The organism is Luteolibacter sp. SL250 (genome assembly GCF_026625605.1).
GTDB lineage: Bacteria > Verrucomicrobiota > Verrucomicrobiia > Verrucomicrobiales > Akkermansiaceae > Luteolibacter.
Window position 1 is genome coordinate 1,009,076 of record NZ_CP113054.1, and the last position, 24,419, is coordinate 1,033,494.

General features: G+C 62.7%; 24 protein-coding genes. 11 read left to right on the forward strand and 13 right to left on the reverse strand.

All coding sequences use genetic code 11. The features are described 5' to 3' along the window. The first annotated feature begins 40 nt into the window (after positions 1–40). Positions 41–715, forward strand: a complete 675-nt coding sequence (locus OVA24_RS04500; protein WP_267673927.1) for an OmpA family protein — start codon at positions 41–43, stop codon at positions 713–715. Here the strand turns inward: OVA24_RS04500 and OVA24_RS04505 are convergent, their stop codons facing one another. From OVA24_RS04505 to OVA24_RS04520, 4 genes are read right to left on the reverse strand one after another with little or no spacing between them, the layout of a single operon-like run. After that, a complete protein-coding gene (locus tag OVA24_RS04505; protein WP_267673929.1) occupies positions 716–1,306 on the reverse strand; it encodes a methyltransferase domain-containing protein in 591 nt (196 codons plus the stop codon). 5 nt (positions 1,307–1,311) lie between these two features. Then, positions 1,312–1,902 carry a hypothetical protein gene (locus OVA24_RS04510; protein WP_267673930.1) on the reverse strand — a complete coding sequence of 197 codons (591 nt, stop codon included), beginning with the start codon at positions 1,900–1,902 and terminating at the stop codon, positions 1,312–1,314. Positions 1,903–1,962: 60 nt separating this feature from the next. Continuing rightward, complete coding sequence (gene truA, locus OVA24_RS04515; RefSeq protein WP_267673931.1) at positions 1,963–2,727, reverse strand: tRNA pseudouridine(38-40) synthase TruA; 765 nt, start codon at positions 2,725–2,727, stop codon at positions 1,963–1,965. An 11-nt stretch (positions 2,728–2,738) separates the two neighbouring features. Next, complete coding sequence (locus tag OVA24_RS04520; protein ID WP_267673933.1) at positions 2,739–3,443, reverse strand: MOSC domain-containing protein; 705 nt, start codon at positions 3,441–3,443, stop codon at positions 2,739–2,741. Positions 3,444–3,498: 55 nt separating this feature from the next. On the opposite strand from OVA24_RS04520, the gene OVA24_RS04525 reads away from it, so the two are divergent. Beyond that, the gene (locus OVA24_RS04525; RefSeq protein WP_267673934.1) at positions 3,499–4,452 is read left to right on the forward strand and encodes a ThuA domain-containing protein; all 954 of its coding nucleotides are present in this window, start codon (positions 3,499–3,501) and stop codon (positions 4,450–4,452) included. Continuing rightward, positions 4,452–4,799 carry a VOC family protein gene (locus OVA24_RS04530; protein ID WP_267673937.1) on the forward strand — a complete coding sequence of 116 codons (348 nt, stop codon included), beginning with the start codon at positions 4,452–4,454 and terminating at the stop codon, positions 4,797–4,799. Before OVA24_RS04525 ends, OVA24_RS04530 begins: the two co-directional genes overlap by 1 nt. A gap of 39 nt (positions 4,800–4,838) precedes the next feature. Here OVA24_RS04530 and OVA24_RS04535 read toward each other — a convergent pair whose 3' ends face one another. From OVA24_RS04535 to OVA24_RS04545, 3 genes are all read right to left on the reverse strand, one after another. Beyond that, positions 4,839–6,860 carry a hypothetical protein gene (locus OVA24_RS04535; protein ID WP_267673939.1) on the reverse strand — a complete coding sequence of 674 codons (2,022 nt, stop codon included), beginning with the start codon at positions 6,858–6,860 and terminating at the stop codon, positions 4,839–4,841. Between the two features lie 32 nt (positions 6,861–6,892). After that, positions 6,893–7,132 carry a hypothetical protein gene (locus OVA24_RS04540; RefSeq protein ID WP_267673941.1) on the reverse strand — a complete coding sequence of 80 codons (240 nt, stop codon included), beginning with the start codon at positions 7,130–7,132 and terminating at the stop codon, positions 6,893–6,895. 190 nt (positions 7,133–7,322) lie between these two features. Beyond that, positions 7,323–8,816 (reverse strand): malate:quinone oxidoreductase, encoded by a 1,494-nt coding sequence (locus OVA24_RS04545; RefSeq protein ID WP_345783392.1) that lies wholly within the window; start codon positions 8,814–8,816, stop codon positions 7,323–7,325. Between the two features lie 55 nt (positions 8,817–8,871). Between OVA24_RS04545 and OVA24_RS04550 the strand changes: the two genes are divergently transcribed. Further along, positions 8,872–9,606 (forward strand): hypothetical protein, encoded by a 735-nt coding sequence (locus OVA24_RS04550; protein ID WP_267673944.1) that lies wholly within the window; start codon positions 8,872–8,874, stop codon positions 9,604–9,606. 9 nt (positions 9,607–9,615) lie between these two features. Here OVA24_RS04550 and OVA24_RS04555 read toward each other — a convergent pair whose 3' ends face one another. Then, positions 9,616–9,999, reverse strand: coding sequence for a hypothetical protein (locus OVA24_RS04555; RefSeq protein ID WP_267673946.1), 384 nt, complete (start codon positions 9,997–9,999; stop codon positions 9,616–9,618). Positions 10,000–10,204: 205 nt separating this feature from the next. Between OVA24_RS04555 and OVA24_RS04560 the strand changes: the two genes are divergently transcribed. From OVA24_RS04560 to OVA24_RS04570, 3 genes are all read left to right on the forward strand, one after another. Then, positions 10,205–10,765 (forward strand): hypothetical protein, encoded by a 561-nt coding sequence (locus OVA24_RS04560; protein WP_267673948.1) that lies wholly within the window; start codon positions 10,205–10,207, stop codon positions 10,763–10,765. A 16-nt stretch (positions 10,766–10,781) separates the two neighbouring features. Next, positions 10,782–12,326, forward strand: coding sequence for a flotillin family protein (locus OVA24_RS04565; RefSeq protein ID WP_267673951.1), 1,545 nt, complete (start codon positions 10,782–10,784; stop codon positions 12,324–12,326). A gap of 130 nt (positions 12,327–12,456) precedes the next feature. Further along, positions 12,457–12,993, forward strand: coding sequence for a phosphatase domain-containing putative toxin (locus tag OVA24_RS04570; protein ID WP_267673953.1), 537 nt, complete (start codon positions 12,457–12,459; stop codon positions 12,991–12,993). Here OVA24_RS04570 and OVA24_RS04575 read toward each other — a convergent pair. Then, the gene (locus tag OVA24_RS04575; protein ID WP_267673955.1) at positions 12,977–13,165 is read right to left on the reverse strand and encodes a DUF4250 domain-containing protein; all 189 of its coding nucleotides are present in this window, start codon (positions 13,163–13,165) and stop codon (positions 12,977–12,979) included. The genes OVA24_RS04570 and OVA24_RS04575 overlap by 17 nt on opposite strands. 131 nt (positions 13,166–13,296) lie before the next feature. On the opposite strand from OVA24_RS04575, the gene OVA24_RS04580 reads away from it, so the two are divergent. Beyond that, positions 13,297–14,112: an alpha/beta hydrolase gene (locus tag OVA24_RS04580; RefSeq protein WP_267673957.1), complete on the forward strand. Its 816-nt coding sequence runs from the start codon at positions 13,297–13,299 to the stop codon at positions 14,110–14,112. 9 nt (positions 14,113–14,121) lie between these two features. Here the strand turns inward: OVA24_RS04580 and OVA24_RS04585 are convergent, their stop codons facing one another. Then, entirely contained in the window at positions 14,122–14,541 is a 420-nt protein-coding gene (locus tag OVA24_RS04585; RefSeq protein WP_267673959.1) for a DUF3127 domain-containing protein, read from the reverse strand. 375 nt (positions 14,542–14,916) lie between these two features. Between OVA24_RS04585 and OVA24_RS04590 the strand changes: the two genes are divergently transcribed. Further along, complete coding sequence (locus OVA24_RS04590; RefSeq protein WP_267673962.1) at positions 14,917–16,281, forward strand: PepSY-associated TM helix domain-containing protein; 1,365 nt, start codon at positions 14,917–14,919, stop codon at positions 16,279–16,281. Next, entirely contained in the window at positions 16,278–17,285 is a 1,008-nt protein-coding gene (locus OVA24_RS04595; protein ID WP_267673964.1) for a hypothetical protein, read from the forward strand. The genes OVA24_RS04590 and OVA24_RS04595 overlap by 4 nt, the downstream gene beginning before the upstream one ends. 3 nt (positions 17,286–17,288) lie before the next feature. Here OVA24_RS04595 and OVA24_RS04600 read toward each other — a convergent pair whose 3' ends face one another. The 3 genes from OVA24_RS04600 to OVA24_RS04610 all read right to left on the reverse strand — a co-directional run bounded on the left by OVA24_RS04600 (position 17,289) and on the right by OVA24_RS04610 (position 22,893). After that, the gene (locus OVA24_RS04600) at positions 17,289–17,978 is read right to left on the reverse strand and encodes a Fe2+-dependent dioxygenase (protein WP_267673967.1); all 690 of its coding nucleotides are present in this window, start codon (positions 17,976–17,978) and stop codon (positions 17,289–17,291) included. A gap of 103 nt (positions 17,979–18,081) precedes the next feature. Further along, positions 18,082–20,361, reverse strand: coding sequence for a TonB-dependent receptor (locus OVA24_RS04605; protein ID WP_267673969.1), 2,280 nt, complete (start codon positions 20,359–20,361; stop codon positions 18,082–18,084). 189 nt (positions 20,362–20,550) lie between these two features. Then, positions 20,551–22,893 (reverse strand): TonB-dependent receptor, encoded by a 2,343-nt coding sequence (locus OVA24_RS04610; protein WP_267673972.1) that lies wholly within the window; start codon positions 22,891–22,893, stop codon positions 20,551–20,553. A 245-nt stretch (positions 22,894–23,138) separates the two neighbouring features. Here OVA24_RS04610 and OVA24_RS04615 point away from each other — a divergent pair, with 245 nt between their 5' ends. Next, on the forward strand, positions 23,139–24,419 hold the full coding sequence (locus OVA24_RS04615) for a porin (protein WP_267673974.1): 1,281 nt from the start codon (positions 23,139–23,141) through the stop codon (positions 24,417–24,419).

The following is a 24,419-nucleotide window of genomic DNA, read 5'->3' on the forward strand; positions in this document are numbered from 1 at the left end:
TTCCTGCGGGAATGGTTGGATCAACCCACCAGACCATCCCATGAAACCATACTGCTTTCTCGCCACCCTCCTCGCGGTTCCGCTCTACGCGCAGCCACCAACAACTGTTGAAACCACCGTCACCGAAACCGTCACTCCCGGAAAACGGGTGGTCGAAGAAACCGTCGTGGAGCGCCCGGTCGCACCTCCGGCGGCTTTCGATCCCGGCGCCGGACTCCGCATCGTCCCTCGGGCATTGCCGGTGGATGAACCTGTTCCAGCTCCCGGAAGCACGGTTGAAACCACCGAGACGGTGCGCAGCGTCGGAGGCCGCGTTTATCACACCGAGCGGAACGTGGTCGTGGTGGAAGGACGCGAGCTTCCCTACATCACAATCCCCGTCCTTTTCGTGAAGGAAACGGCGGAACTCCTGGATTCCGAATCCCGCTCTGCCCTCGATCAGACCGCGGCGGCGATAGCGGACATCATCCGCACGAACCCGGAAGCCCGGTTTGATGTCGAAGGCCACACCAGCGTCGAGGGAGCGGAGGACATGAATCTCAATCTTTCCGCCGCAAGGGCGCGCAGGGTCTTCGACGAATTGACCCAACGCTACCGGGTGCCTGCGGCGAACCTCAGCGCGCACGGGTATGGCGAGACGTATCCCAACTACCCCAATGGAAATGAGTCGCAGTTGACGCTCGACCGCCGCGTCCTGGTGGTCCGTGTCCGCTGATCAATCACGGCTTAGAATCATCACGCGTTCCCGGCCGATCCGGCCGGGAAAGCCGGTGGTGGGAACCCAGGTGCCGGTGGTCCGGAAACCGGCTTCCTCCAACGTCCGGGAAAGTTCATCCTCATCGATCCCGAACGGTGGTCCTGTTTCCCCCTCATCCATCTCCGGGTTGATGAAGAAGACACCCACCAGCGTTCCTCCCGGTTTGAGATACCTGCGGGCGGCCTTCAGGTAAGCGGCGCGCAGTGAGGGATCCAACGCGCAGAAACAGGTGTGCTCCCAAAGCTGGTCGAAGGTGTCTGGAAGCGGACTGTCGGGATCAAGGAAATCCGCCACCTGGTAGTCAGCCTGCCCGGTTGGATCGAGGTCCCTCGCTTTCGCGATCGCCAGTGGCGCGATGTCCAGTCCTGTGGCTTCCGCCCCTTGTTCCGCGAGCCAGCGGACGTCATGCCCCGTGCCGCAGCCCGGGACGACGATGGTGCTGCCGGAGAAAATGCCGGGATGACGTTCGTGGATCTCCGCCAGCACCGGTGTGGGGATGCCCTTGTCCCACGGCGTGTCCTGTTCCTGATAGCGTGCGTTCCAGTCCATGGTTTTCAGAATCCGCCTGGAGGGTGGGGAAGGATGTCGAGAAAGGCCGGGGAGCAGCCCTTGATCTTGAACCACCCGTTTTCATACCCCGCCACCTTGATGGGGTTGGAGATGGCCAGTGGAACCAGCGCGGCGAGTAATGCGGCGAAGCCCCCGATGATCAACGACAGCATGGTGTCGTCATTGTTCGAGCCGGCAGCCATGAAAAACAGCCCGATGGCAGCCATCAGCAGCGCGGCCCCGATGAATCTCCAGCGGAGGATTTTTCCGCGTGTGTCTCCGTTCAGGCTGTAGGTGATCCTTGCCCTCTTCCGGGTGATCATCATGACGAGCAAACCAATGAGCGGGGTGATCACGATGAGGGCGATGACCCATGGTGGGGTCCATACGATGGGGACCTTCTTCCGCCATCCACTGCCGCCCACGGATTCATGGGTTCTCAGGCAGACATCGGGAAGTTCCGCCCCGTCCCGCACGACCAGGAATTTTCCGTCCCTGAAATAAAGGGGGGAGAAAAGATGGAAGGGAATGGGAGGCGGAGTGGCGTCCGGAAGGGCCGCTGGCGCCGAGTATGGATTCACTTCATTGCTGCTCATGAACGGCGGATCTGCGATCGGGTGGAAATCTAGCAGGGCGGGAGGGCGCGGCAAGCGCCGTCAGCCGTCCCCCGTTTTGCCGTAGAACACGCGCCAGAGGATCAGTCCGTGCGCGGGGGCGTTCATCCCACTGGCCCGGCGGTCCTGCTCGTCCAGCATCTCGACGATGGCCGCAGCCGGATACTTTCCCTGTCCGATCTGCACCAGCGTGCCTGCGATCCCACGGCACATCTTGTAGAGGAACCCTCCCCCCTCGATGATGATGGTCAGCTTCGGCCCGGCTTTCCGGATCTCGCAGCGGGTCAGGGTGCGCACCGCATCCTCCAGCGGGGCGCCACGGTTCGCGGTGAAGGAGCGGAAATCCCGCCGCCCGATGAGCTGGGCCGCCGCCTCCTGCATGGCTGGGACATCCAGTGGCTGCGGGACATGCCATGCGGTGTGGCGCAGCAACGGATTCATCGCGGGATGGTTCCAGATCCCGTAGCGGTATTGCTTTCCGGTGGCATCGAAGCGGGCATGGAATCCGGGGGCGGCGCGGACGGCGGACCGCACGCGGATGTCATCCGGCAGCAGCGCGTTGACCGCCAGGATCAGGTGGCGGGCGGGCATCCGGAACTCGGCGCGCGGGATTTCGAAATGGGCCACCAGCCCGAAGGCGTGCACCCCCGCGTCCGTGCGGCTGGAGCTGGTGAGTTTCGGCGCGCAGGGGAACAGCCGTGCGAGCGCCGCCTCGATCCGGTCCTGGACACCCAGGCCGGACTTCTGGCTCTGCCAGCCCTGCCATGCCTTTCCATCGTAGGCGATGGTGAGTTTGAACCTGAGCATTTCCGCCATGGTCACTCCGGTTGGCCGGTGCGCGATGATGTGCCTGCAGCCTTGCCTTTCTCCGCCCGCATCCACAGGCCGTCCTTCCAGCTCGCGGAGAGGAGGGGGCATTCCGCCAGTGCCCTCGCCGCGGCGAAGTCCGCCTTCTCGTGGTGCATGGTCCGGTTGCAGTGGGCGATGGTGAACTCCGGATAGGGCCGCTCCAACAGGATGAGCGGGTCGCCCGGCCGCACCTCACCGTGGCGGAGGACGCGGAAATAGTAGCCGGTGAATCCGGTGCGCTCCACCTGCAGCGCCAGATCCTTCACCCGCCAGCGCCGCGCGAGCTTCCAGCAAGGCTGGCGCGGCTGGGAAACCTGCACCTCCGCCCCTCCCAGGGAGAAGCGGTCGCCGATGCAGACTTGGTCCTCCGGCAGATCATCCACGGTGAGATTCTCCCCGAACCCGCCATGGCTGAACTCCGGGATCTCCAGTCGGCCCTGCCAGTAGGGGTAATGCTCCGCCGGATAGACGCAGACCGCCTTTTCCGATCCCCCGTGGTAGCGGCGGTCCGCCTGCTCGTCGCCGCGGAACCCCTCATAGCCCAGCCAGGCCGGTCCGTCCGTCCGGGTTTTGGAAAAGCCGGTGGTCCATTCCTTGTCCCACCACTCGCCGGAGCCTGTGGCAGCGAACGCGAGGACCTTTCCCGTGTGCAGGGCGAGAACCTTTCCTGACATGGGCGCAGCATGAATTTTTGCTCGCTGGCGGGAAAGCGGAATCTACGCTCCGCCCATGATGAAACCCATCGCGTCCCTTCTGGTGGCGGCCTTCTCGCTCTGCGCATCCGTCGATGCGGCCCCGCACAAGATCCTCTTCTTCACGAAGTCCAGCGGCTACGAGCATGACGTCATTTCCTGGAAAAAGGGCCAGCCCAGCCACGCCGAGAAAATCTTCCTCGAACTCGGGGAGAAGCACGGCTGGCAGTTTGAGTTCTCCAAGGACGGTTCGAAATTCTCCCCGGAGTATCTCGCCGGGTTCGACACCGTCGTGTTCTACACCACCGGTGACCTCACCACTCCGGGCACCGACAAGCAGCCGGCGATGACCAAGGAAGGGAAACAGGCGCTTTTCGACTACGTGAAAGGTGGCAAGGGATTCGTCGGACTGCACTCCGCCTGTGACACATTCCACACCGACAACGAGTCCAAGAAAGGACCGGACCGCTACGTGAACCATGGCAAGGATGCGGACCCCTACGTCTGCTTCATCGGCGGGGAGTTCATCATCCACGGCGCGCAGCAGAAGGCGGTGAACAAGGTCATCAATCCGAAGTTCCCCGGCTTCGAGGAAGCGGGGGACAGCTTCTCCTTCCATGAGGAATGGTATTCGCTGAAGGACTTCAACCCGGACATCCACGCGCTGACCGTCATCGACTCCCCGTCCATGAAAGGGGCGATGTATGAACGCCCGCCCTACCCGACCGGCTGGGCGCGCACCGAGGGCAAGGGCCGTGTCTATTACACCGCCATGGGCCACCGTGAGGACATCTGGACGAACGTGACGTTCCAGAACATCCTCGTCGGCGCGATCCGCTGGACCACCGGGGAGGTGCAGGCCGCCACGCCGCCGAACCTCAAGGAAGCCGCTCCCGGAGCGATGACCAATCCCGCCTACATCCCGCCCGCTCCGCCGAAGCCCAAGCCGCAGGCGAAGCCCGGAAAGAAAGCCGAACCCGTCAAACCGTAATGAAAGTCGAGAAGGTCAAATACGTGCTGTGGGCTGCCGACTGGCAGCGTTGCCTTGCATTTTACCGGGATCTCTTCGGTGGGGTGATCAGCTTCGAGTCGGAGACCTGGAGCGAGATCGTCGTCGCGGGTGCCACCATCGGCGTCCATGGTGGCGGCGAGGGCATGCGCACCTGGACGGGCCTTTCCTTCCAGCTCGATGACATCCGCGAAGGAATCTCCCGCCTGAAGGAATGCGGCGGGGAACTCACCTCCGATCCGGTCGATACCCCTGAGGAACCGATCCATCTGGCGATGTGCGTCGATCCGGAAGGGAACGAGTTCATGATGACGCAGCGGCGTCATTGATGATCAAGGAGCGCGGATTTCAGCCCGCGCTCCATTGCATCAATCACGACCGCGTTTTCCCTCCTGGCGTCCGCCTCCAGAGGGAGCCTTCCGTTGCGGGGCTGCCTGGCGTTGCGGGGTTGCCTGGCGTTGCGGGGTTGCCTGGCGTTGCGGGGTTGCCTGACGGGGAGGGGCTACCTCTCTCCGTTGTGGTGTCGCTTGGCGCGGAGGCGCGACTTCCCTCCTCTGCGGAGTTGCCTGACGCGGCGGCGTGGCCTGGCGTGGAGGTGCCACTTCCCTGCGTTGCGGAGTCACTTGGCGTGGTGGTTCGATCCGGCGGGGCGGCTCGGCCTTGCGCTGCTGGGGAGGAGCCGGACGTTCGCGTTTTTCCGCTTCTTCCCGGCGGGGTACTTGGGGAGTGGTCCTCGGCTCGTTGTCGCGCTTCATGTTTGCCGGCGGCTCGATGACCCGGTTCGGACGTTCATTTTCGCGTTGTTGGGGCGGGGAAATCACACCGGGGCGACGATCCCCACGATTGCGTCCTGCGGTTTCGTCCGACGATGAGCGACCTGTGTCCGGACGACGTTCCGGAGTCGCATCCGGGCGGCGGCCGGCTTCATCACCACGGCGATCCGCGTCCGGTCCGCGCCTCATGCCATCCGGAAGGCGGCGATCTCCAGGTCCGCTTCCGGTCTCACGGCTGGCTCCCCGGTCATCCCGGCTGCCCGGGCGGAGATCCCTGCGTGGCGGAGGCGCATCGTTGCCGGAGAGCTGGTCGGCACGCTTTGCGACGACCGGTGAACGTTGGAGCCGCTCCCGGATCACCTGCGCGGCGGAGCCATCCCGTCCCGGGTTGCGGTCACGGTCACCGCGGACCTCGAGCTGCTGCCGGTCACGGGTGAACTTCCGCATGTCCTGGCGTTGGGAGACAATCCGATCACGGGCATCCCTGTCGAGCGCCTGGAAGCGCTGGCCGCGGTTGTCCTCGCGGTTCGAGACGAAGCGGCTGAGAGGCTCCGCGAATCTCATGTTCCCCCGGTCGCCACGCGGGCCGTCCGGGCGTCGTGCCAGCTCCGCCCAGGTATGGGCGGGACGTGCATCCTCGTTGTTGCGGAAGTACTCGAAGTTGTCGCGGCGGCGCTGTTCCCAGCCACGGTCGCCGCGGTGACGCCAACGGTCGTGGACGAAGATCGGGTCATATCCGCGGCGGCTTCCGTGATAGTGGAAGGAGGCGTACCAGCCGCGGTCGCGGTAGCGGGTGGAGTAGTAGTCGCCGAAGTAGTAGTGACAATAGCGGGGCCTCACGAACAGGTGGTCGATGAAGACCGTGGTGAGGATCACGGTGGCGGGCGTGTAGTAGTAGTCCGGACGGGAATAGACCACGCGGTCGAAATGGACGGGGGCGAACACCATCCCGCGCCGGTTGATGTCGTGGTCCCAGTAGCCATCCACGTAGACGTGGCCACGTGGGGTCCAGACATAGTGGCCGGGGATCCAAACCCAGTTTTCCTGTGCGGGTTGCCAGTAACCGGGCCGCCATGCGTAGCGGTTCTCATTGTAGATCCAGTTGCCGGACACCCAAACCTGATTGTCCCCGGGTGCGTCGGAGCTGGGGCCGTTCTCGAGCGCTTTCGGCGGTGTCGGCAGATAGGTCACTTCCTCAGCACCCTCCGACGCCCAGTAGCCGGAGATCCACTGCCATTGGGAGCCGGATGGATTCCAATAGCCTGGAACCCACTGGCGGCCGGGTGGCAGGTTCCTCCACACGCCGCTGACCCAGATGAAGTCGCTCCGGTCATCATCCCACGCCCAGTAGCCGGAAATCCAGGCGATGTTATCCCCGACAGGACGCTGGTCGGGGGGCAGTTCCTCGATCATTTCCGGCGGCTGCCTGTCCACGGTGATCCCCACCTCCGGCTCAAAGCTGACCGAGGTGGCGAATGCTTCGTGGACAGGGCCGCGGGTGAGTTCCTCCACGCCCGCCTGCGGCTGTGCCACCGCATTCCGGGGAAGGAGGAAGACGCTGCAGGACAACGACAGCAGGATTGCGCCGGCAACGGCGCGCGGATGTTGGATTTTCATGGCGTGGAGTTTTTGTGGGAAACGCCCACGGCTCAGCTCGCGTCGCTGGTCACCGTGGTTTCCTTGGTTCGTGGCGGAGCACCACCACCGGTGGTGACCTCCGTCGCACTGGTCGTGTTGGACACCGAGCGGGCGGCGCCCATGATACCGAGACCCCCGATGACGAGTCCGGTGACGATGAGCCAGACCTGCGGAACCCCCATCACGGAAGCGCCGTAGAGAATGCCCGCGAGAAGAACCGCGGTTCCAAGTAGGTAGATGATTGCTTTCATGGCAGGGTCTGTCTCGCAAACCGCATGCCATCACTTGTCATCAAAGGGTTATGAATCCTGCGCTGCGCTTCGGATTGCGAATTGCCCGGATGACGGTGGAATGGCAATGCGGTTTCTTCCGATGGAAGATGACCGTATGACGTGCGCCCCGCCGCGCTTATTCATCCCGGTTCGTGGGCCGGGTGGCGTCTCAGGAAATGCCGAGCGCGCCATCCGCTGCCGTGCGCAGCTTACGGTAGAGTTCCGGATCGCCCGCCAAGCTCTTGCCGTGGGAGGGGACCATTTCCTCCAGCTTCGCCTTCCATTCCGGCAGGCGGTTTTTGAAGCACTTGCCGATGATATCGAGCATCACATCCACCGCAGTGGATGCACCGGGGGAGGCCCCCAGCAGCGCGGCGATCGAGCCGTCACCGGCCGCGACCACTTCCGTGCCGAACTGGAGGACGCCGCCTTTCTTCGCGTCCTGCTTGATGATCTGCACCCGCTGGCCTGCGGTGAGCAGACGCCAGTCCTCCAGCTTTGCATCCGGGAAAAATTCGCGCAGCGCGTCCAGGCGGTCCTGCGGATGCTGGATCACCTGCTCGATCAGATAGCGGGTCAGGTCCATGTTGTCCTTACCGACGGCGAGCATCGGGATCAGGTTGGAGATTTTCACCGATCCCGGCAGGTCGAAGAACGATCCGGACTTCAGGAACTTCGGCGAGAAACCGGCGAACGGCCCGAAGAGGAGGGACAGCTTGCCGTCGATCACCCGGGTGTCCAGGTGGGGGACGGACATCGGCGGCGCGCCGACGGCGGCCTTGCCGTAGACCTTCGCGTGGTGGCTTTCGACGACTTCCGGATTGTCACAGACCAGGAACTGGCCGCTGACGGGGAATCCGCCGAAGCCTTTGCCTTCCTCGATCTTCGACTTCTGGAGAAGGGGGAGGGACGCACCTCCCGCCCCCACGAAGACGAAGGGAGCGGTCACGGAGCGGTTGATGCCTTTTTCCAGGTTGCGCACCGTCAGTTCCCAGCGTCCGTCGCGCTTGCGCTTGATGTTGTGGACCTGGTGGCGGGTGGCCACCTTCACGTTCTCCTTGGAAACCAAGTAGTCCACGAGACTGCGGGTGAGCGCGCCGAAGTTCACGTCCGTTCCGCCTTCCACGCGGGTCGCGGCGATGGGTTCGGCGGCGTTGCGGCCCTGCAGCAACAGCGGCGCCCATTCCTTGATCCGGCCGCCGTCTTCGGAGTACTCCATCTCGGCGAAGAAGTGGTGCTTCGCCATCGTCTCATGGCGGCGCTTCAGGAAGGCCTGGTCTTCCTTTCCGCGCACGAAGCTCATATGCGGCACCTTGGTGATGAACTCTTCCGGAGCGGGGAGGATGCCCTGCGCCGCGAGGTAGGACCAGAATTGCTTGGAAAGCTCGAATGCCTCGTTGATCTCGACGGCCTTGGAGATATCGACGGAGCCGTCGGGCCTTTCCTTGGTGTAGTTCAGCTCGCAGAGGGCGGCATGGCCGGTGCCGGCGTTGTTCCAGGGATTGGTGCTCTCTTTCGCGACTTCCGCGAGGGCTTCCACGATCTGGATCTTCAGCGAGGGGTCCAGTTGGTTGAGCAGGACGCCCAGGGTGGCGCTCATGATCCCTCCGCCGATGAGGATGACGTCCGGTTCCGCGATCGTTTCAACACGTTTCATGGCCATGCGGGCGGCGCGATAGGTCCATCCCGGGCGCTTCGCAAGCCGATATGCGCTGGAAATGCGCTTGGCGGGGGAAACCGCCGCCGCCAGACTCCGCCAGATCATGCTGGTTGAATTGAAATGCAACAACTGCGGCTCGCAGTTGAAGCCGGAGGACATCTCGCCGCAACTCTCCGCGGCGCGCTGCCATCACTGCAACGCCCTGTTCGCCTTGCCCCACCTGGCAGGCGGACGCACGATCGCGCGTCCGGATGTGGCGCTCCCCCGTGGCATGAAAATCGAGGAACGGATGGACGGGCTGACCATCACCCGCCGCTGGCTGGATGCAACGGCATGGTTCCTCCTGATTTTCGCGGTGTTCTGGAATGGCTTCATGATCGTCTGGAGCGTCATTTCACTCTCGCAGGGAATCTGGGCCATGTCCTTGTTCGGCCTGCTGCACACCGGGGTGGGCCTGTTCCTGATCTATCTGGTTCTGGCGATGTTCCTCAACTCGACGACGGTGAAGGTCACCTATGATGCGGTGGAGACCCGCAGCGGCCCTCTGCCATGGAAGGGGAACAAGACCATCCCGAAGCATGAGGTGGAGCAGTTCTATTGCACGGAGAAAGTCCAACGGACGAAGAACGGATCCTCCGTGACCTATGACGTGCATGCGGTCCTGAAAGGAAACCGGAGGGAGAAGCTGGCACAGGGCATCAGGCACCACGACCAGGCGCTGTTCATCGAGCAGCAGTTGGAGCGGCACCTTGGGCTGCAGGATGTGCCGGTTGCCGGCGAGCACGGCCGGTGAACACCCGCGTCAGCGGACGACCACCTCTCCCTGCAGCTCGCTCCAGATCCAGACGGCCTCCCCGCCGGCCTCATCCCGTTTTTCCCACAGGAACCAGCCATAGGCAGGTGTCCAGTGGAGTTCATAGGTGTTCATCCTCCGCACCTGCCTGCCGTTTTCGATGACCGGGTGGACCGCGATGATCCGGCGCACATGGTTCACTTCGAACGGGCCGGATTTCGTGGTTCCTTCCAGCACCATTGCCACGGCGATCGCAGGAGTCCGGTTCTGGCTCCGGAGATTGATCAGTTTCGAGATCAACGCATCGGAAGGCTCGCTGGTGGGTTCCACGGCGCTGGCGGCCGGAGCGAGGGCGAAGAGACAGCACGGGAGCAGGTGGATGGGTTTCATCATCCCCTTCGACGGGATACAGGGTGGATTTATTCTGCCCATCCGCATGGATCTGATTTCCTACAGCTTTGTGTCAGTGGAATCGGCGGCATGGTTTCCAATGATATGTCATGTAAGTGGATGACGGACAGGTTATTGTGTATTTTGATGGATTCATGGGATTCTCAAATTCCTTGCAAGTGTGCGGTGGGTTTCCCAATGTCGTATCGTGTTCGACTCTTGGTGGGATGCCCTGAACCTGGAACTCCGTGTCTTCTATGGCATCGGAATCATCGCTCTGTTGGTGCTGCTGCTCCAGCTTGCCCTGTCCGTCTTCGGTGGGATGGACGAGCATGACTTCGACCATGCGGGCGACCACTCGTCCGGCCTCAGCTTTTTCTCCATCCGCGGGGTCACCGCCTTCTTCGTCGGCTTCGGTTGGTCCGGTGTCATCGCCCTGAAGGCAGGCTGGGGCCTCATCCCGGCCATCGCCGTGGGGATGACCGTCGGGGTGGCCCTCATGCTGGGCATCTTCCTGCTCATGACGAGCATGCTGCGCCTCCAGTCCAGCGGCACGCTCGATTTCGCCAATGCGGTCGGCAAGGTCGGCACGGTCTATGTCACCATCCCCGCCGGGCGGAAAGCCGGTGGGCAGGTGGAGGTTCTCCTGCAAGGCCGCCTCACCATGGCGGATGCCCTGTCCCGCGGCGATGCCCCGCTCTCACCGGGCACGAAGGTGACCATCGTTGAAAAAATCGGGCACTCCACCCTTGTTGTCGAACCTCTCTGACCTCCCCTGAAAAACCATGCCACTCGTGTATCTCGCAGCATCCCTGCCCGTGCTCATCCTCGCGGCCGCGGTCGTTCTCGTCCTTTTCACCGCGCTCGTCGCCATCGCCGCGCGTTACAAGAAATGCCCTTCCGACCGGGTTCTGGTCGTCTATGGCAAGGTCGGTGATGGGAAATCCGCCCAGTGCTACCATGGCGGTGCCGCGTTCATCTGGCCGGTCATCCAGGACTACCAATATCTGACGCTGACGCCGCTGCCGATCGACATCCGTCTGGAAGGCGCGCTCTCAAAGCAGAATATCCGGGTCAATACCCCGTCCACCTTCACCGTCGGCATCTCCACGGAGCCAGGCGTGATGGAGAACGCCGCCGAGCGCCTGCTCGGGCTGACCATGCCCCAGATCAGCGAGCTGGCGAAGGACATCATCTTCGGCCAGATGCGCGTGGTCATCGCCACGATGGACATCGAGGAAATCAACTCGGACCGCGACAAGCTGATCGCGAACATCTCGCAGGGCGTCGAGGTGGAACTGAAGAAAGTCGGCCTCCGTCTCATCAACGTCAATGTCCAGGATATCACGGATGCCTCCGGCTACATCGACGCCCTGGGTCAGGAAGCCGCTTCCGCCGCCATTGCCGCCGCGAAGATCAAAGTTGCCCAAGCGGACCGCGACGGTGAGATCGGAGCGGCGGCCGCCCAGCGGGACAAACGGATCAGCGTTTCCGGAGCGAATGCGGAGGCCACCCGGGGGGAGAACACTGCGGAGGTGGAGATAGCCCATTCCAACGCCCAGCGCCGGAGCGCGCAGGCGGAAGCGGAGCGCATTGCCCAGGCGGCGGAAAAGGTCGCCCATGCGAAGGTGCTGGAAGAGGCCTACGTTTCCGAGCAATCCGCGGAAAAGCAACGTGCCGAGCGGGACAAGGCCACCCAGTTCGCCAACATCGTCGTCCCGGCGGAGGTGGCCAAGCAGCGTCAGCTTGTGGAAGCGGATGCGGAGGCGGAAAAGGTCCGCCGGATCCAGCAGGGCAAGGCGGACGGTGTCCGTGCCGAGAAGCAGGCGGAAGCGGATGGTATCATCTTCGTGAAGGAAGCGGAGGCAGGCGGCTTGAAAGCCCGCCTCATCGCGGAGGCGGATGGTCTGAGATCCCGCCTGCTCGCGGAAGCGGAAGGTGCGCAGGCCGTCCTTGTCGGAAAGGCGAAGGGTTTCGAAGACCTCATCCAGTCCTGCCAAGGACCGGGCGGTGCACAGCAACTCCTCATCACCGAACTCCTGCCCCAGCTCGTCGAGGCCCAGGTCAAGGCGATCGCCAACCTCAAGATCGACAAGCTCACCGTCTGGGACAGCGGCAAGGGCGCGGACGGAAAAAACAGCACCGCCGGATTCCTTTCCGGCCTCGCAGGTTCAGTGCCTCCGCTGCATGAGCTGGCGAAGAACGTTGGCGTTGAACTGCCTTCCTATCTCGGCAAGCTGGACGACCCGCAGGCCAACCCGCCATCCGTGCAGCCTCCCTCACCGGAAGCACCGGTGACCGGAAACACGCAGTCTGCGGAAAACATCTGACCGGTCGGCGGATTTTTCTGAATCACGGCGCATTCCCAGGGGAGTGCGCCGTTTTTCGTGGGTGATACCAACTTGGTTGGATGGGAAAGGCTGGTTGCGTCCACATGAAGGCAAGGTTACCTCCATCAGGATGATCATATCCGTCTTCCGTTGCCTCCTCCCCGTGGCGGTTGCCTTCTCCATCGCCTCATGCGGGGTGGGGGCGAATCTCCATCAGGTGGACGCGAACGTGTGGCGCTCCTCCCAGCCGGAGAAGCGGGACTTCCGCGCTATGGAGAAGGACGGCATCCGGGAGGTGCTCAACCTGCGCCGGTATCACTCCGATGATGCCATCGCGGGAAACCTGGTGTGCCATCACGTGCGGATGCGCGCCGGAAAGATCAGCGACAAGGAGATGTTGGAGGCGCTGCGGGTGCTGGCCGCGGCGAAGCAACCCATCGTCGTCCATTGCTGGCATGGTTCTGACCGGACGGGCGCGGTCATCGCGATGTACCGGATGGTGATCCAGCGCTGGCCACGGGAGAAGGCCATCGCGGAAGTGCTGGATCCGCGATACGGCCACCATGCGGATGTGTTCCCGAACGTGCGGGAGTATCTGGAAACCGTGGATGTGGAGAAGATGCGCCGCCTGCTCCGGGAGGAGGGGCTTCTCAGCGGAACTGCTTGAGGGCGGACTGGTAGATGTAGCCGGCTTTCTCCAGCTTTTCCTCCAGAGCGGCTTGGTCCAGATCATGCGTTTTCACCAGATCATCGAGCGACTCGCTGTGATTGCGCAGCTCGGTGTTCACCAGTCCGAACAACAGATGGGGATCCATTGCGAGGTAGTTGGAAAGATCCATGGAGGGAGGATGCATTCGCAGGAGGGACCCGCAAGAGCGCTCCGTGGTTTCTTGACGCGGTTCCGCCTTACCCTAGCCTCGTCGGGATGCGAGCCGCGTTGATCCTTTCGTTTCTGTTTTCTTCCCTCGGGATGTCCGCAACGGCTCAGGAACGCCAGCCCCTGTGGCCTGAAGGAAAAGCTCCCGTCGGCGACGGCACGTTCGATCCGGCGAATGCCTTCATCACCGTCCACAAGCCGGAGAAGCCGAATGGCGCGGCGGTCGTGATCTGCCCGGGTGGCGGCTACCGGATGCTGGTGACCGGCGGCGAGGGCCATGGCATCGCCAAATGGCTCAACGGATTCGGTGTGACGGGCATCGTCCTGGAGTACCGTCTGCCCGCAGGCCGGCCGTTCGTGCCGCTGCTGGACGCCCAGCGGGCGATCCGCACGACGCGTTCGCGCGCCGCGGAGTGGGGGATCGATCCGGCGCGGGTCGGAATCATCGGCTTTTCCGCCGGCGGGCACCTTGCATCCACGGCAGGAACCCATTTCGACACGGGCAAGGCGGACGCGGAGGAGGCGGTGGAACGTGTTTCCTGCCGCCCGGATTTCATGATCCTCATCTACCCGGTCATCACCATGGACATCGCCACCCATGGCGGCTCCAGGCAGAATCTGCTCGGCGCGACGCCCGCCGCCGGCCACATGGAGCTGTTTTCGAACGAGAAGCAGGTCACGGACAAAACGCCGCCCGCATTCCTCGCGCACGCGCTTGATGACAAGTCGGTCACCATTGAAAACAGCCGGATGTTCCGGAAAGTTCTCGCTGACAAAGGGATACCGGTGGAACTGGTCGAGCTGCCGAGTGGTGGCCACGGTCTCAACGGCTACAAGGGGCCGATGTGGGACGAGTGGCAGGCCAAATCGATCGTCTGGCTGAAAGGCCTGAAGGTGATCCCGGAATAAGCCGGACGATCAGAACGGGATATCGTCGTCGTCGAAGTCGTCTTCCTTTCGGAGATCCGCGGCGGAAGGTTCGGCGTGTTGTTGCTGGCCATTCTGGCGCGGAGGAGCGCTCCGACGCTGGGGTGCGGACTGGTCATAGGGATCCCCGCCGCCGCCATTTCCGCCACCACCGCCCTGGATCTTCCAGGCGGAGAGGTTCACGTAGTATTTCCCGTTGTACTCGTTGCCCCGGATGTCAAAGTTGACCGTCACGTCCTGGCCGACCTTGTAGCCGTCCAGCAACTGGCACTTTTCCTTCACCACCTCGAACTTCAGATCCTGGGGATACTTGTCGGCGGCGGTGGTCACCACGAACTCCCGCTTCGAGAAACCGCTGGCAAAGGATTGCGTATCGTAGATGACTTTGATTTTCCCGGCGGTTTCGTACATGGCGGCAGTCTCCCTGAAGCCATCCCGATGTCGAAAGTTTTTTGCGGGCATGACCTTCCAAACGGAAGCTTGATGGCGGCCGCGGACCGGAGGAATGATCCCTCCATGTCCGATACCCCTCCCTGCGACCGCTGCGGTGCTCCATCCGTGGCGGCGGTTGGAGAGGAATCGCTTTGTGCCGACTGTTTCCATGAAGCGGGATCCTGTTGCGGCCGCTTCGGTGGTGGAGACGAGGAGGGGCCCTGATTTCACCCGGGCGTCTGATGCCCCGGTTGGGCCTTCCGGAGGCCGGAAAATCTTCCGGGAAGCTGATTTGGATTTGACCTTGATCGGTAATTGAGACGCATTCGCAGCACTTTCCCCTGCGACACTCCCATGCGCTTTTTCAAGAAATCCGTCTTCTGGCTCCACTTGGCCACCGGTTTGGCGGCCGGGCTGGTGATTCTGATCCTCGGCCTCACCGGAGTGATCATGTCATTCGAGCGGCAGATCCTGGAGGCGAACCACGGGGTGAAAGTCTCGAAAGCGGCGGAGCAGGTGGTTGCTGGTCCGGAGAAAATCCTGGGCAACCATGCGGATGCGAGCCCGGCTGCAAGTGGTGTGACGTATTACAGTGATCCGGAGATGCCGGCGTCCGTGCAGTTCGGCCGAGGCAAATCCGCCTATGCGGACCCCTACACCGGTGAATCCCTCGGCGAGGGCAACGCGGGTCTGAAGGCTTTCTTCGCATGGGTGCTCCGTCTGCACCGTTGGCTGACCCTGCAGGGGGAATCCCGGGAGATCGGAGGCAACATCACGAAGGCGGCGAATCTGGTCTTTCTGTTCCTCGTCATTTCCGGTCTCTATCTGTGGTTCCCGAAGCGCCTGAGCCGCACCGCATTCCGTGCGGTCGCCACGCTCCAATTCCGCCTCAAAGGCCGGGCGAGGGACTGGAACTGGCACAACACGTTCGGCTTCTGGGCCTGCATACCCCTTTTCTTCATCGTGATCACCGGTCTGGTGATGTCCTATTCGTGGGCCAACAATCTGATCTATACCGCCGTTGGCGAAACTCCGCCTCCTCCGCGCGGAGCAGGTGGTCCACCTGCTGCAGGTGGGCCTTCCCGGGAAGGTGGAGAGCGTCGGGGAACCCGTGGCGGTGAAGGCTCCATGGCACGCGAAGGCCGGGCCGAAGGCGGGCAGGGTGAGCGCCGCGGCCGTGGTGAGGGCAGTGGTCCTCCCCGTGAAGGACGCGGCGGTGAAGGTGGCATGGCCGCACGGGGAGAAGGGCGGGGCGGTGGTGGCCACAGCCATGACCACGGCCATGACCACGACCATGACCACGCTCCGGTAAGTCTCACGGGGTTGGACGCAGGCTTTGAGAAGGTGAAGGCCGCCAGCCCCGGCTGGAGGACGATCATCGTCAGTCTGCCCAAAGGCCCCACCGCGGACTACTCGGTTTCTTATTCCCACCGCGGACGTCCGGATCTGCGGCGTTCCCTCACCGTGGATCTCACCTCCGGGGAGATCGTCAAAAACGAAGGTTTCGAGAAACAGACCACCGGGCGGAAACTCCGCAGCTTCGTCCGCTGGGTGCATACCGGCGAGGCGCTCGGCTGGTTCGGCCAGGCGCTCATGGGCGTGGCCTCGCTGGCGGCGGTCATCCTCGTCTGGACCGGTTTCGCGCTGAGCTGGCGGCGCTTCTTCAAGAAGCGCAGGGCTTCCGTGCAGAAGCAGGCGGTGCTAAGGAAAGCGGCGTGAACCCTGACGAACGCAATGCCTTGGTGGAGGAATCCACACGCTGGATGGGCGTGGGATTCGGCGCCATGGCAGGCGGTGACTGGCAGGGGGCGGCGGGCATTTTCCGTATGGCGGCGGGAAGCCGGGAGCAGCTTCCTTGGCGGACGGACGGTGAGGCGGCCTGGTTGCTCTCCGCCGCCTGGCTGAACCTGGGGGATGTGCTCCTCCGAATGGGGGAACCGGCGGTGCTGGATGAGGCGATGCGGTCCTTCGACCGGACCATCGAGGTGATGGCGTGCATCGATCCGGCCGGGAACCCGGCCATCGTGGACCGCATGATCCTGACATGGCTGAACCGTGCGGCCGCCTTTTATGAAATGGGGGACTCGGGGGCGTCCCTGCGGGATTTCGCGAAAGCGGAGGATTTGCTGGATCGCTGGGGAGAAGAAGCCACGGCCCGGCGGGTTTTTCTCGCGGCGATGCTGCGGGTGAACCGTGCCAGGACATTGGTGCTGGCGGCGCGCGCGCTGGAGGCGTGGCGGGAAGCCGGGGACGGCATCTCCCGCCTGCGCTCCATACCGACCTCCGGGGAGGCGTCCATCGCCGGCATCCTCGCCCGGAGCGTCCGATGCCGGGCGCTGGCCATGCTGCTGGACGAACCTGGTGGGGCGGAAAAGGTGGGGGACTGGATCGCGGAGGCCACGGACTCCGCCGAAGAAGCCTTGGCCATGGTCCGGACAACGGGCTTCCGGGCGGGGTGGCTGGCGGATCTGGTCCGGTATGGGGCCATCATCTATCGTGTCTGCCAGCCCCATTTCCTCGGGGAGTTCCTTGCCGAATGGCTGGCGGGTGACGGGCCGCTGGCCGGGAACCCGACGCTGAAAGAGGAGATGCGTGTCCAGCTATGGCTGACGCTGGCGGACGCCGAAAGGAAAGTGCTCGAGTATCCGCACGATACGGACTTCGTCGGCAGGCAGACCCGGGTGGTGCTGGCTGCCAAGGATGGCCTGCGCCTTCTGGCGTGAAGCTCACATTTCCGCCCACTGGCGGAGCAGGTTGTGATAGACGCCGGTGAGCTGGGTGGTCGCCTCATGGACCAGGGGTTGGTCCGGCAGCCCGCCGGTGAGCCGCTGGATGGCGATGTCCATGTCGAACAGCAGGGAACGCCGTTCGTCGGACCGGATCATGCTCTGCAACCAGAAGAAGGAACAGAGGCGGGTGCCGCTGGTGACCGGCTCCACGCGGTGGAGGCTGGTGGAGGGGTAGAGGACCATGTCCCCGGCGTTGAGTTTCACACTCTTCGCGCCGTAGGTGTCCTCGATGATGAGTTCGCCGCCTTCGTATTCTTCCGGCTCGGCGAAGAACAGGGTGCAGGAAAGGTCGGTGCGGATGCGCCGGCCGTCCGGCATGGTGCGGACGGAGGCATCCACGTGGGTGCCGTAGGTCTGGCCGCCGGAGTAGCGGTTGAACATCGGCGGCAGGATGTGCAGCGGCAGCGCCGCCGACATGAAAAGGGGGTTGGAGGCCAGGGCCTTGAGGATCACCGCGCCCACGTGGTGGGCGGCGGGATGGTCGCCCGGGACCTGCATGTTGTCTTTCACCTTCATCGCCTGGTGGCCGGCCGTGGCGCGGCCGTCTTCCCAGAGTGCTTCTTCCAGCAGCTTGCGGCATTCCGCCGATTCAAGCGGTGCAAGCACGGAGGGGATGCAGAGGATCATGGCGGAAGGATGGGGCGGTTCGGAATGGAGTGAGAGGAAAAAATTCCGCCGCCCGGCGCAACCCGGACGGCGGAAACAGCAACCAATAAACAAGAAGGCGGGATCAGAACTTCCAGTCCGCGCTGAGCGTGTAGGTGCGGGACTCGCCCAGGTAGGCGCGACGGGAATCCGCCGCGGTGTTGACCGTCCGGGCGTAGAATTCGTCCGTCAGGTTGTTCACGTTGAGGCGGAGGGTAACGTTCTTGGTGAGCTCGTAGGACACCATCGCGTCGAAGATGAGCGACTCGGGCAGGGTGGCCGTCGCCGCGCCGCTGGCCGCATCGACACGGGCTGCGGTGGAAGCGGTGTAGCGGGCTCCTGCACCGATGGTCACACCGATCGGGAAGCGGTAGGTGGTCCAGAGGTTGGCGGTCCAGTCAGGGTTGAAGGTCAGGTCGTTGCCGTCCTGGTTCTCGCTCTCGAGGTAGGAGACGCCGCCGAAAACCATCCAGTTCTCATTGACGTATCCGGACGCCCCGAGTTCGACGCCCGTGACCACTTGGTCCCCGTAGGCCGTTGGCTCTCCGGTTACCGGATCATTCGGTCCGACGGAAACGTTCTCGCGCTCGCTGCGGAAGATGGCGAGGGAGGTGGTGAGGTTCTTGTCGAAGAACTCCCACTTGGTGCCGACTTCGTAGTTGTAGGACTTCTGAACGTCCGAATCCAGGTTGTTGTTGCCGGTGAGTGGACCCCCGGGGACGGTCGGGCCACCCGTGCTGCGGGAACCGTTGTCATTCGAGAGCGAGCTGGCGCCCGGAGGCAGGGCGGACATGCCGTAGGCGGCGTAGATGCTGCCATTCTCCTTCGGCTTGAACACGATGCCTGCCTTGCCGCTGAAGATCAAATCGTCCGATTGGTATCTGGTGACGATTCCGGATGCTTCCTGCTTGTAGCGTGCCTCCGCGTCGAAATACTCCAGGCGGGTGCCAATGGAAGCCTGCCACTGCTCGTTGAATTTCAGGGTGTCATTCGCATAGATTGCGACGGTGTCCACCGTGATGTCGTCGACCCAGTTGTAGGTCGGATCGGCTGCAACCGGAGTGCCCGTGTCCGGATCATAGATGTTCGTTCCACCGGGAACTCCCAGGCTCGCGGTCACAAAGTCGCGTGGGTTGTGGGCCTTTTCGCGCGCGACTTCCAGACCACCGGCGAACGTGTGGCCGACGGAACCGGTCTCGAACTCCGCGGTGATGTTCGACTGGTTGGTGAACGTCTCCGTTTCGCGGTAGAAGGCCTGGCGGCTGCGGCCGACGGTATCCGGTGCGGTGAAGGCGCCCAGCACGGTGTAGATCGCCTCCCGGTCGGTGAGCGAGTAGCGGGTCAGGTTGTTGAAGCGCAGGCGGTCGTTGAAGTCGTGTTCGAAGCGGGCGTAGATGGTGTGGGAAGTCACATCATCAAAGTCGCTCGTGAGGCCGTAGAAATTCTCGCGGTCCACGTAGCCGCCCGGGCGGACGGGGGAGGTGGTGTCCGGAACGGCGGAACCCGGGAAGCCGATGTCCGGGCGGTTGTTCTGCTCCCAGTATTGGTAGGCAAGGGTGAGGCGGGTTTCGGTGCCGAGGCCGAAGGCGACCGACGGTGCCAGACCCCAACTGTTGTTCTCCGCGTAGTCACGGCCTTGGACGCCACCACCCTGCAGGAGGGCGTTGAGGCGGAACGCCATGCCCGGAACCGGACCGTTCTCGATCACCTGGTTCATGTCCAGGGTCAGGCGCTGGTGGTCGTTGGCGTCCGTCTCGTCGAACTTGTAGGCGGCGGTGCCGCTGTAGAAAGATTCAGCCTGCGGTGTTTTGGTGGCCAGGTTGATGTAGCCGCCGGTGGAGCCCCGGCCGTTGTCGCCGGCGGGTCCCTTGACCACTTCCACGGACTCCACGTTGAAAATGTCGCGACCGTAGTTGCCGTTGTCGCGCACGCCATCGATGAAGATGTTGCTGGATGCTTCGAAGCCACGGATGTTCATGCTGTTGGCACCGCCGACGTGGCCGTTCTCACCAGCCAGGAAGGTGATGCCAGGGGTGTTCTTGAGGACGTCCGCCAGGCCTTGCGCACCTTGTTGGTTGAACACTTCCTTGGGGATGACGCTGATGGTCTGCGGGGTGTTGACCAGCGGCGCGGTGAACTTCTGCGACTGGACCCTCTGGGGATTGTAAGGGTTGGAGCGGGTCGCGCTGACCGTCACTTCATCCAGAACAGCTCCGTCCTGGCCCTGTTTCTTCTGGTTGCCGGCTTCCTCTTTCTTCGCTGGCTCTGCGGCTGTGGAGTGGGCGACGGAAAGCAGGGTGGCCAGGGCGATCGCCTCGCGGGTCGAGACGATGTCCCTGATCGACGTTTTGGATGTTTGTTTCATTGGGAGTTGGCAATGGGCGTCCGCCGATCTCCACACTGGAATCAGTGTGCTCCCGGCGAACGAGGGTGAGACTGAGTCTCAATAACGAAACTCGTCAACCCCTGATTCGTAGATTTGTTCCTAAAATCGCAAAACCGCCACCCGGCCAGAGCCGGATGACGGTTGATTTGCAGCACAACCCGTTAAAAATCAGAACTTCCAGTCGGCGCTGATGGTGTAGGTGCGGGGCGGGCCGACATTGGAACGGACGCCACTCCAGTTGGAAGAGACCGCATAAACTTCATCGAAAATGTTGTCGATGTTCAGCCGGAGGGTGACATTTTCAGTCACTTCATAGGCGACCATCGTGTTGAACACGAGGTAGTCATCCAACTTTCCATAGCGGCCGTTGGGGATGATCCGTTCCGCGTCATCAGGACGTCCGACATAGGAGCCGCTGACGTACTGCATGCCGCCACCGATCGTCAGGCCGACCGGGAAACGGTAGGTGGTCCACAGGTTGCCGGTGTAGTTCGGGGTGAAAGCAAGCTCGTCACCGTCGAAGGAGTCATAGGTGGCGTTGTAGTCGGGATCTCCGGCTCCGTTGGCGGCGTCGATCCGTGCCTGCTCCCATTTCGAGCTGACCTTGCGCTCGCTGTCCATGATGAGGAGGCCGCCGAAGACGGACCACTCATTGGTGATCTGACCGGCCACGCCTAGTTCGATGCCCTGGATGATCTGCTCATGATAGCCCGTGTCCGTGGCCCCGGCTCCCGGCGTGAACCGCCCGGAGATCGCCACATCATGGCGCTCGGTGCGGAAGAGGGCTGCCGTGGTGGAAAGACGTCCGCCGAGGAAGTCCCACTTCGTCCCGATCTCGTAGTTCAGGTTGTACTGGGTCTGGGCATCCTTGTTGTTGATGCCGAGGCCGGCTCCGGGAAAGCCGTTGCCGCCGCCGCGGGAGGCGTCGGAATTGGAGAGGAAAGAAGCCGGAGGCTGGGATGAGAGACCGGCGGAAGCGTAGATGCTGCCATTCGACGCGGGTTTGTGGACGACGCCCAGCTTTCCTCCGAGGAATGTGTCGGACTTGCTGAAGTTCGCTCCGCCCGGGACGCCCAGTTGGTTGCGGTCCACGAGATCAACCTTGTAGTGGTCGGCGCGGATGCCGCCGGTGATCTGCCAGCGCTCGTTGAGTTTGACCGTGTCATAGACATAGAGACCGTAGGTTTCCACGTCCACTTGGCCGATACCCTGGAACTCCGGTTCCGCGATCCCCGGGTTGTTGTTGGGATCGTGGGCGTTTACAAGCCCGCGGTTCTTGGAGTTGTAGCGGAGAGCGTCGGCATCTTCCCGGATGAACTCGAACCCGGCGGAAAGCGTGTGTTCGAGGCTGCCCGTGGCGAACTCGTAGGAGAGGTTGGTGATGTTGGAGAAGCTGAAGTTCTCGCGGTCGTAGATGGTCCGTTCCTGCCGCACGGTGGTTGCTGTGGCGTCGTCGAAGCTGTGCGGCATCGTGAAGTCCGTGCGGCGGTTCGTTTTCGCGATCCGGGTTTGGTTCGAAAGCGTCAGGTCTTCGTTGAAATCATGTTCGATCCGGGCGACGAACGCATCCGTGATGGTGTCGTCATAGTCGGTGGTCAGCCCATAGTAGGTGTCCCGGTGCGAGCGGTCCACGCCTTCAAAGCGGTTTGCGCTGCCGAAGGAAATTCCCGTCGGGACTCCCCAGTCCGGAATGTCGTTCTGCTCAACGTGCTGGTAGGAAAGGAAGAACCGGGTGTCGGTTCCGAGGCCGAAGGTGATGGTGGGGGCCAGACCCCAGCCGTTGGCTTCCGCGTAGTCACGGCCAGCCACCCCACCTTCCTGGAGGAAGGCGTTCAGGCGGAACGCCACATTTCCGGAAAACGCCTGGTTCACATCGAAAGCCGTGCGGAAGCGGGGGCTGGAGTCGGTTTCATCGAATGAATAGGAGGCGGTGCCACTGTAGAAGTTTTCGCCCCGGGCGGTCTTGCTGACGAGATTCACGTAGCCGCCAGCGGTTCCGTAGCCGTTGTCGGCTGCGGCGCCCTTGCCGATTTCCACACTCTCGAGGTTGAATACGTCCCGCGAGTAGCTACCGCTGTCACGGACGCCGTCCTGGAACACGCTGCCCGAGGTATCCACCCCGCGCAGGCTGAAGTTGTTCATGCTGGTGCCGAAGCCGTTTTCCCCGGCGTTGTAGGAGATGCCCGGAGTGTTTTTCAGCACGTCGGTCAGATTCCGGGCACCCTGCTGTTGGAAGACTTCCTTGGGAATGACGGAAAAGGACTGCGGGGCGTCGATGAGGGGGGCTGTGAATTTGCGGGATGCAAGTTGCTCGGTTTTATAGGTTCCCGCGTTGTCACGGTTGGCCGTTACCTGGACCTCCGGAAGTGTTCCGTCATCAGGGCTTTGTGCTTTCTTTTCAGCGGCGGCGGGAGCTTGGGCGGAAGCGTGGCCTGCGGTGAGGAAGGTCGCGAGCGCGAGGACTTCCCTCGAACCCAGGACGGTGGGCGATGTGGAGGATTTGTCTTTCATGGGCATCAGGGGATCCAGCCGGGCGAGGGTCGGAGCTAATGAGATTGAGTTTCAAACACCGCGGCTGTAAAGTCGGCAACGGTTGGAAAATCCGGCTCATTTTCCAACCGATGGCGAATGTGACATCTATGTCACTGAAGACCCCTTGGGAATGTGACGGAGTTTGGATTTAAGCATCGGTCGCCGGGCGCAACCCAGGGAAAATCGGTCAATCACCCGGCCAAATACTCCATCCCATGCAACCTATGAAATCCATCCCCCGCGTGCTTCTGGCCACTGGCCTGTTGGCCACCGGTGCCGTCCACGCCCAAGACCAAGGAGTTTTCTCCGCAGGACTGACGGGTGAAACCACCTACGACAAAATCTGGTCGGCTGTCACCCTCTACAAAGATTCGTCGAACCCGATCCTCCAGGAGTTCTCGCTTCAGGGCCGCCTCCAGGTCCAGAGCATCTATGGTGAAGCTGATGGTGACAGCTACAACACTTCCGACTGGAAAGGCGGCAATGGCACCGCGAACGACCTCAAGACCTGGGGCAACGACATCGAAGTCCGCCGCGCTTACCTCGGCTTCAAGTCCAAGTGGTTCAGCAGCGTGAAGCTGGAAGGCCAGATCGACATCAACACCGATGGCCGCGACCTGCAGGGGAATGATCCCTACTATGGCGACATCTACGACCTCTACGCGGTCTACGGCACCACTGATCAATTCAACGTCGGCATCGGCAAGCAAGAGCTCAAGATCACCCGTGAACAGGAAATCTCGTCCAAGGAGATCGTGACCTTCGAGCGCAGCCTCGTCGCCAACATGCTCCACCCCGGCAACCTGACGGGCGTCTGGGTCACCGGTAAGAACGTCGCTGACCACTGGCTCTACGAAGTCGCGGTCTACGGTGCCGACCAAGCCCGTGAATTCTCCGGCTTCGGCCATGGTGCCCTCTACTTCGGGAAAATCGGCTACGACTACTCCGCCCAGAGCGGTCTCGACACCGCCGTTGTTTCCTTCAGATACACCCACAACTCCAACCCGGGCTTCCAGTCGGACAAGAACGACGGTTGGTTCGGCCAACCGACCTCCCCGGCTTTCACCGACACACTCTCCCTCTCCAATGAGATCCAGAGCGGCCGCTTCGGCCTGACGGTGGACATGAACTACGGTTTCGGGTTTTCGGGCCAAGCGGACCGCAACGGCAACAGCAGTGTGAACGTGAACCAGTCCGACGTTTTCGGCCTGACGATCATCCCCACCTACTTCATCGCCCCGGGCCTGCAGCTCGTCGGCCGCCTGCAGTTCGCCACTTCCGCTGATCCGGACGGCATCCAGGTGGGCAGCCGCTATGAGCGCCTCGCCGCTTCCGGCACCGGCGCACGGGGCCGTGGCAACACCTACACCGCACAATACGTCGGTCTCAACTGGTATCTCTACGGTCACAAGCTGAAGGTCATGAACGGCATCGAGTTCTCGCAACTTGGTGGCGGCGACTACGACGGTTACACCGCGATGACCGGTCTCCGGATGGCCTTCTGA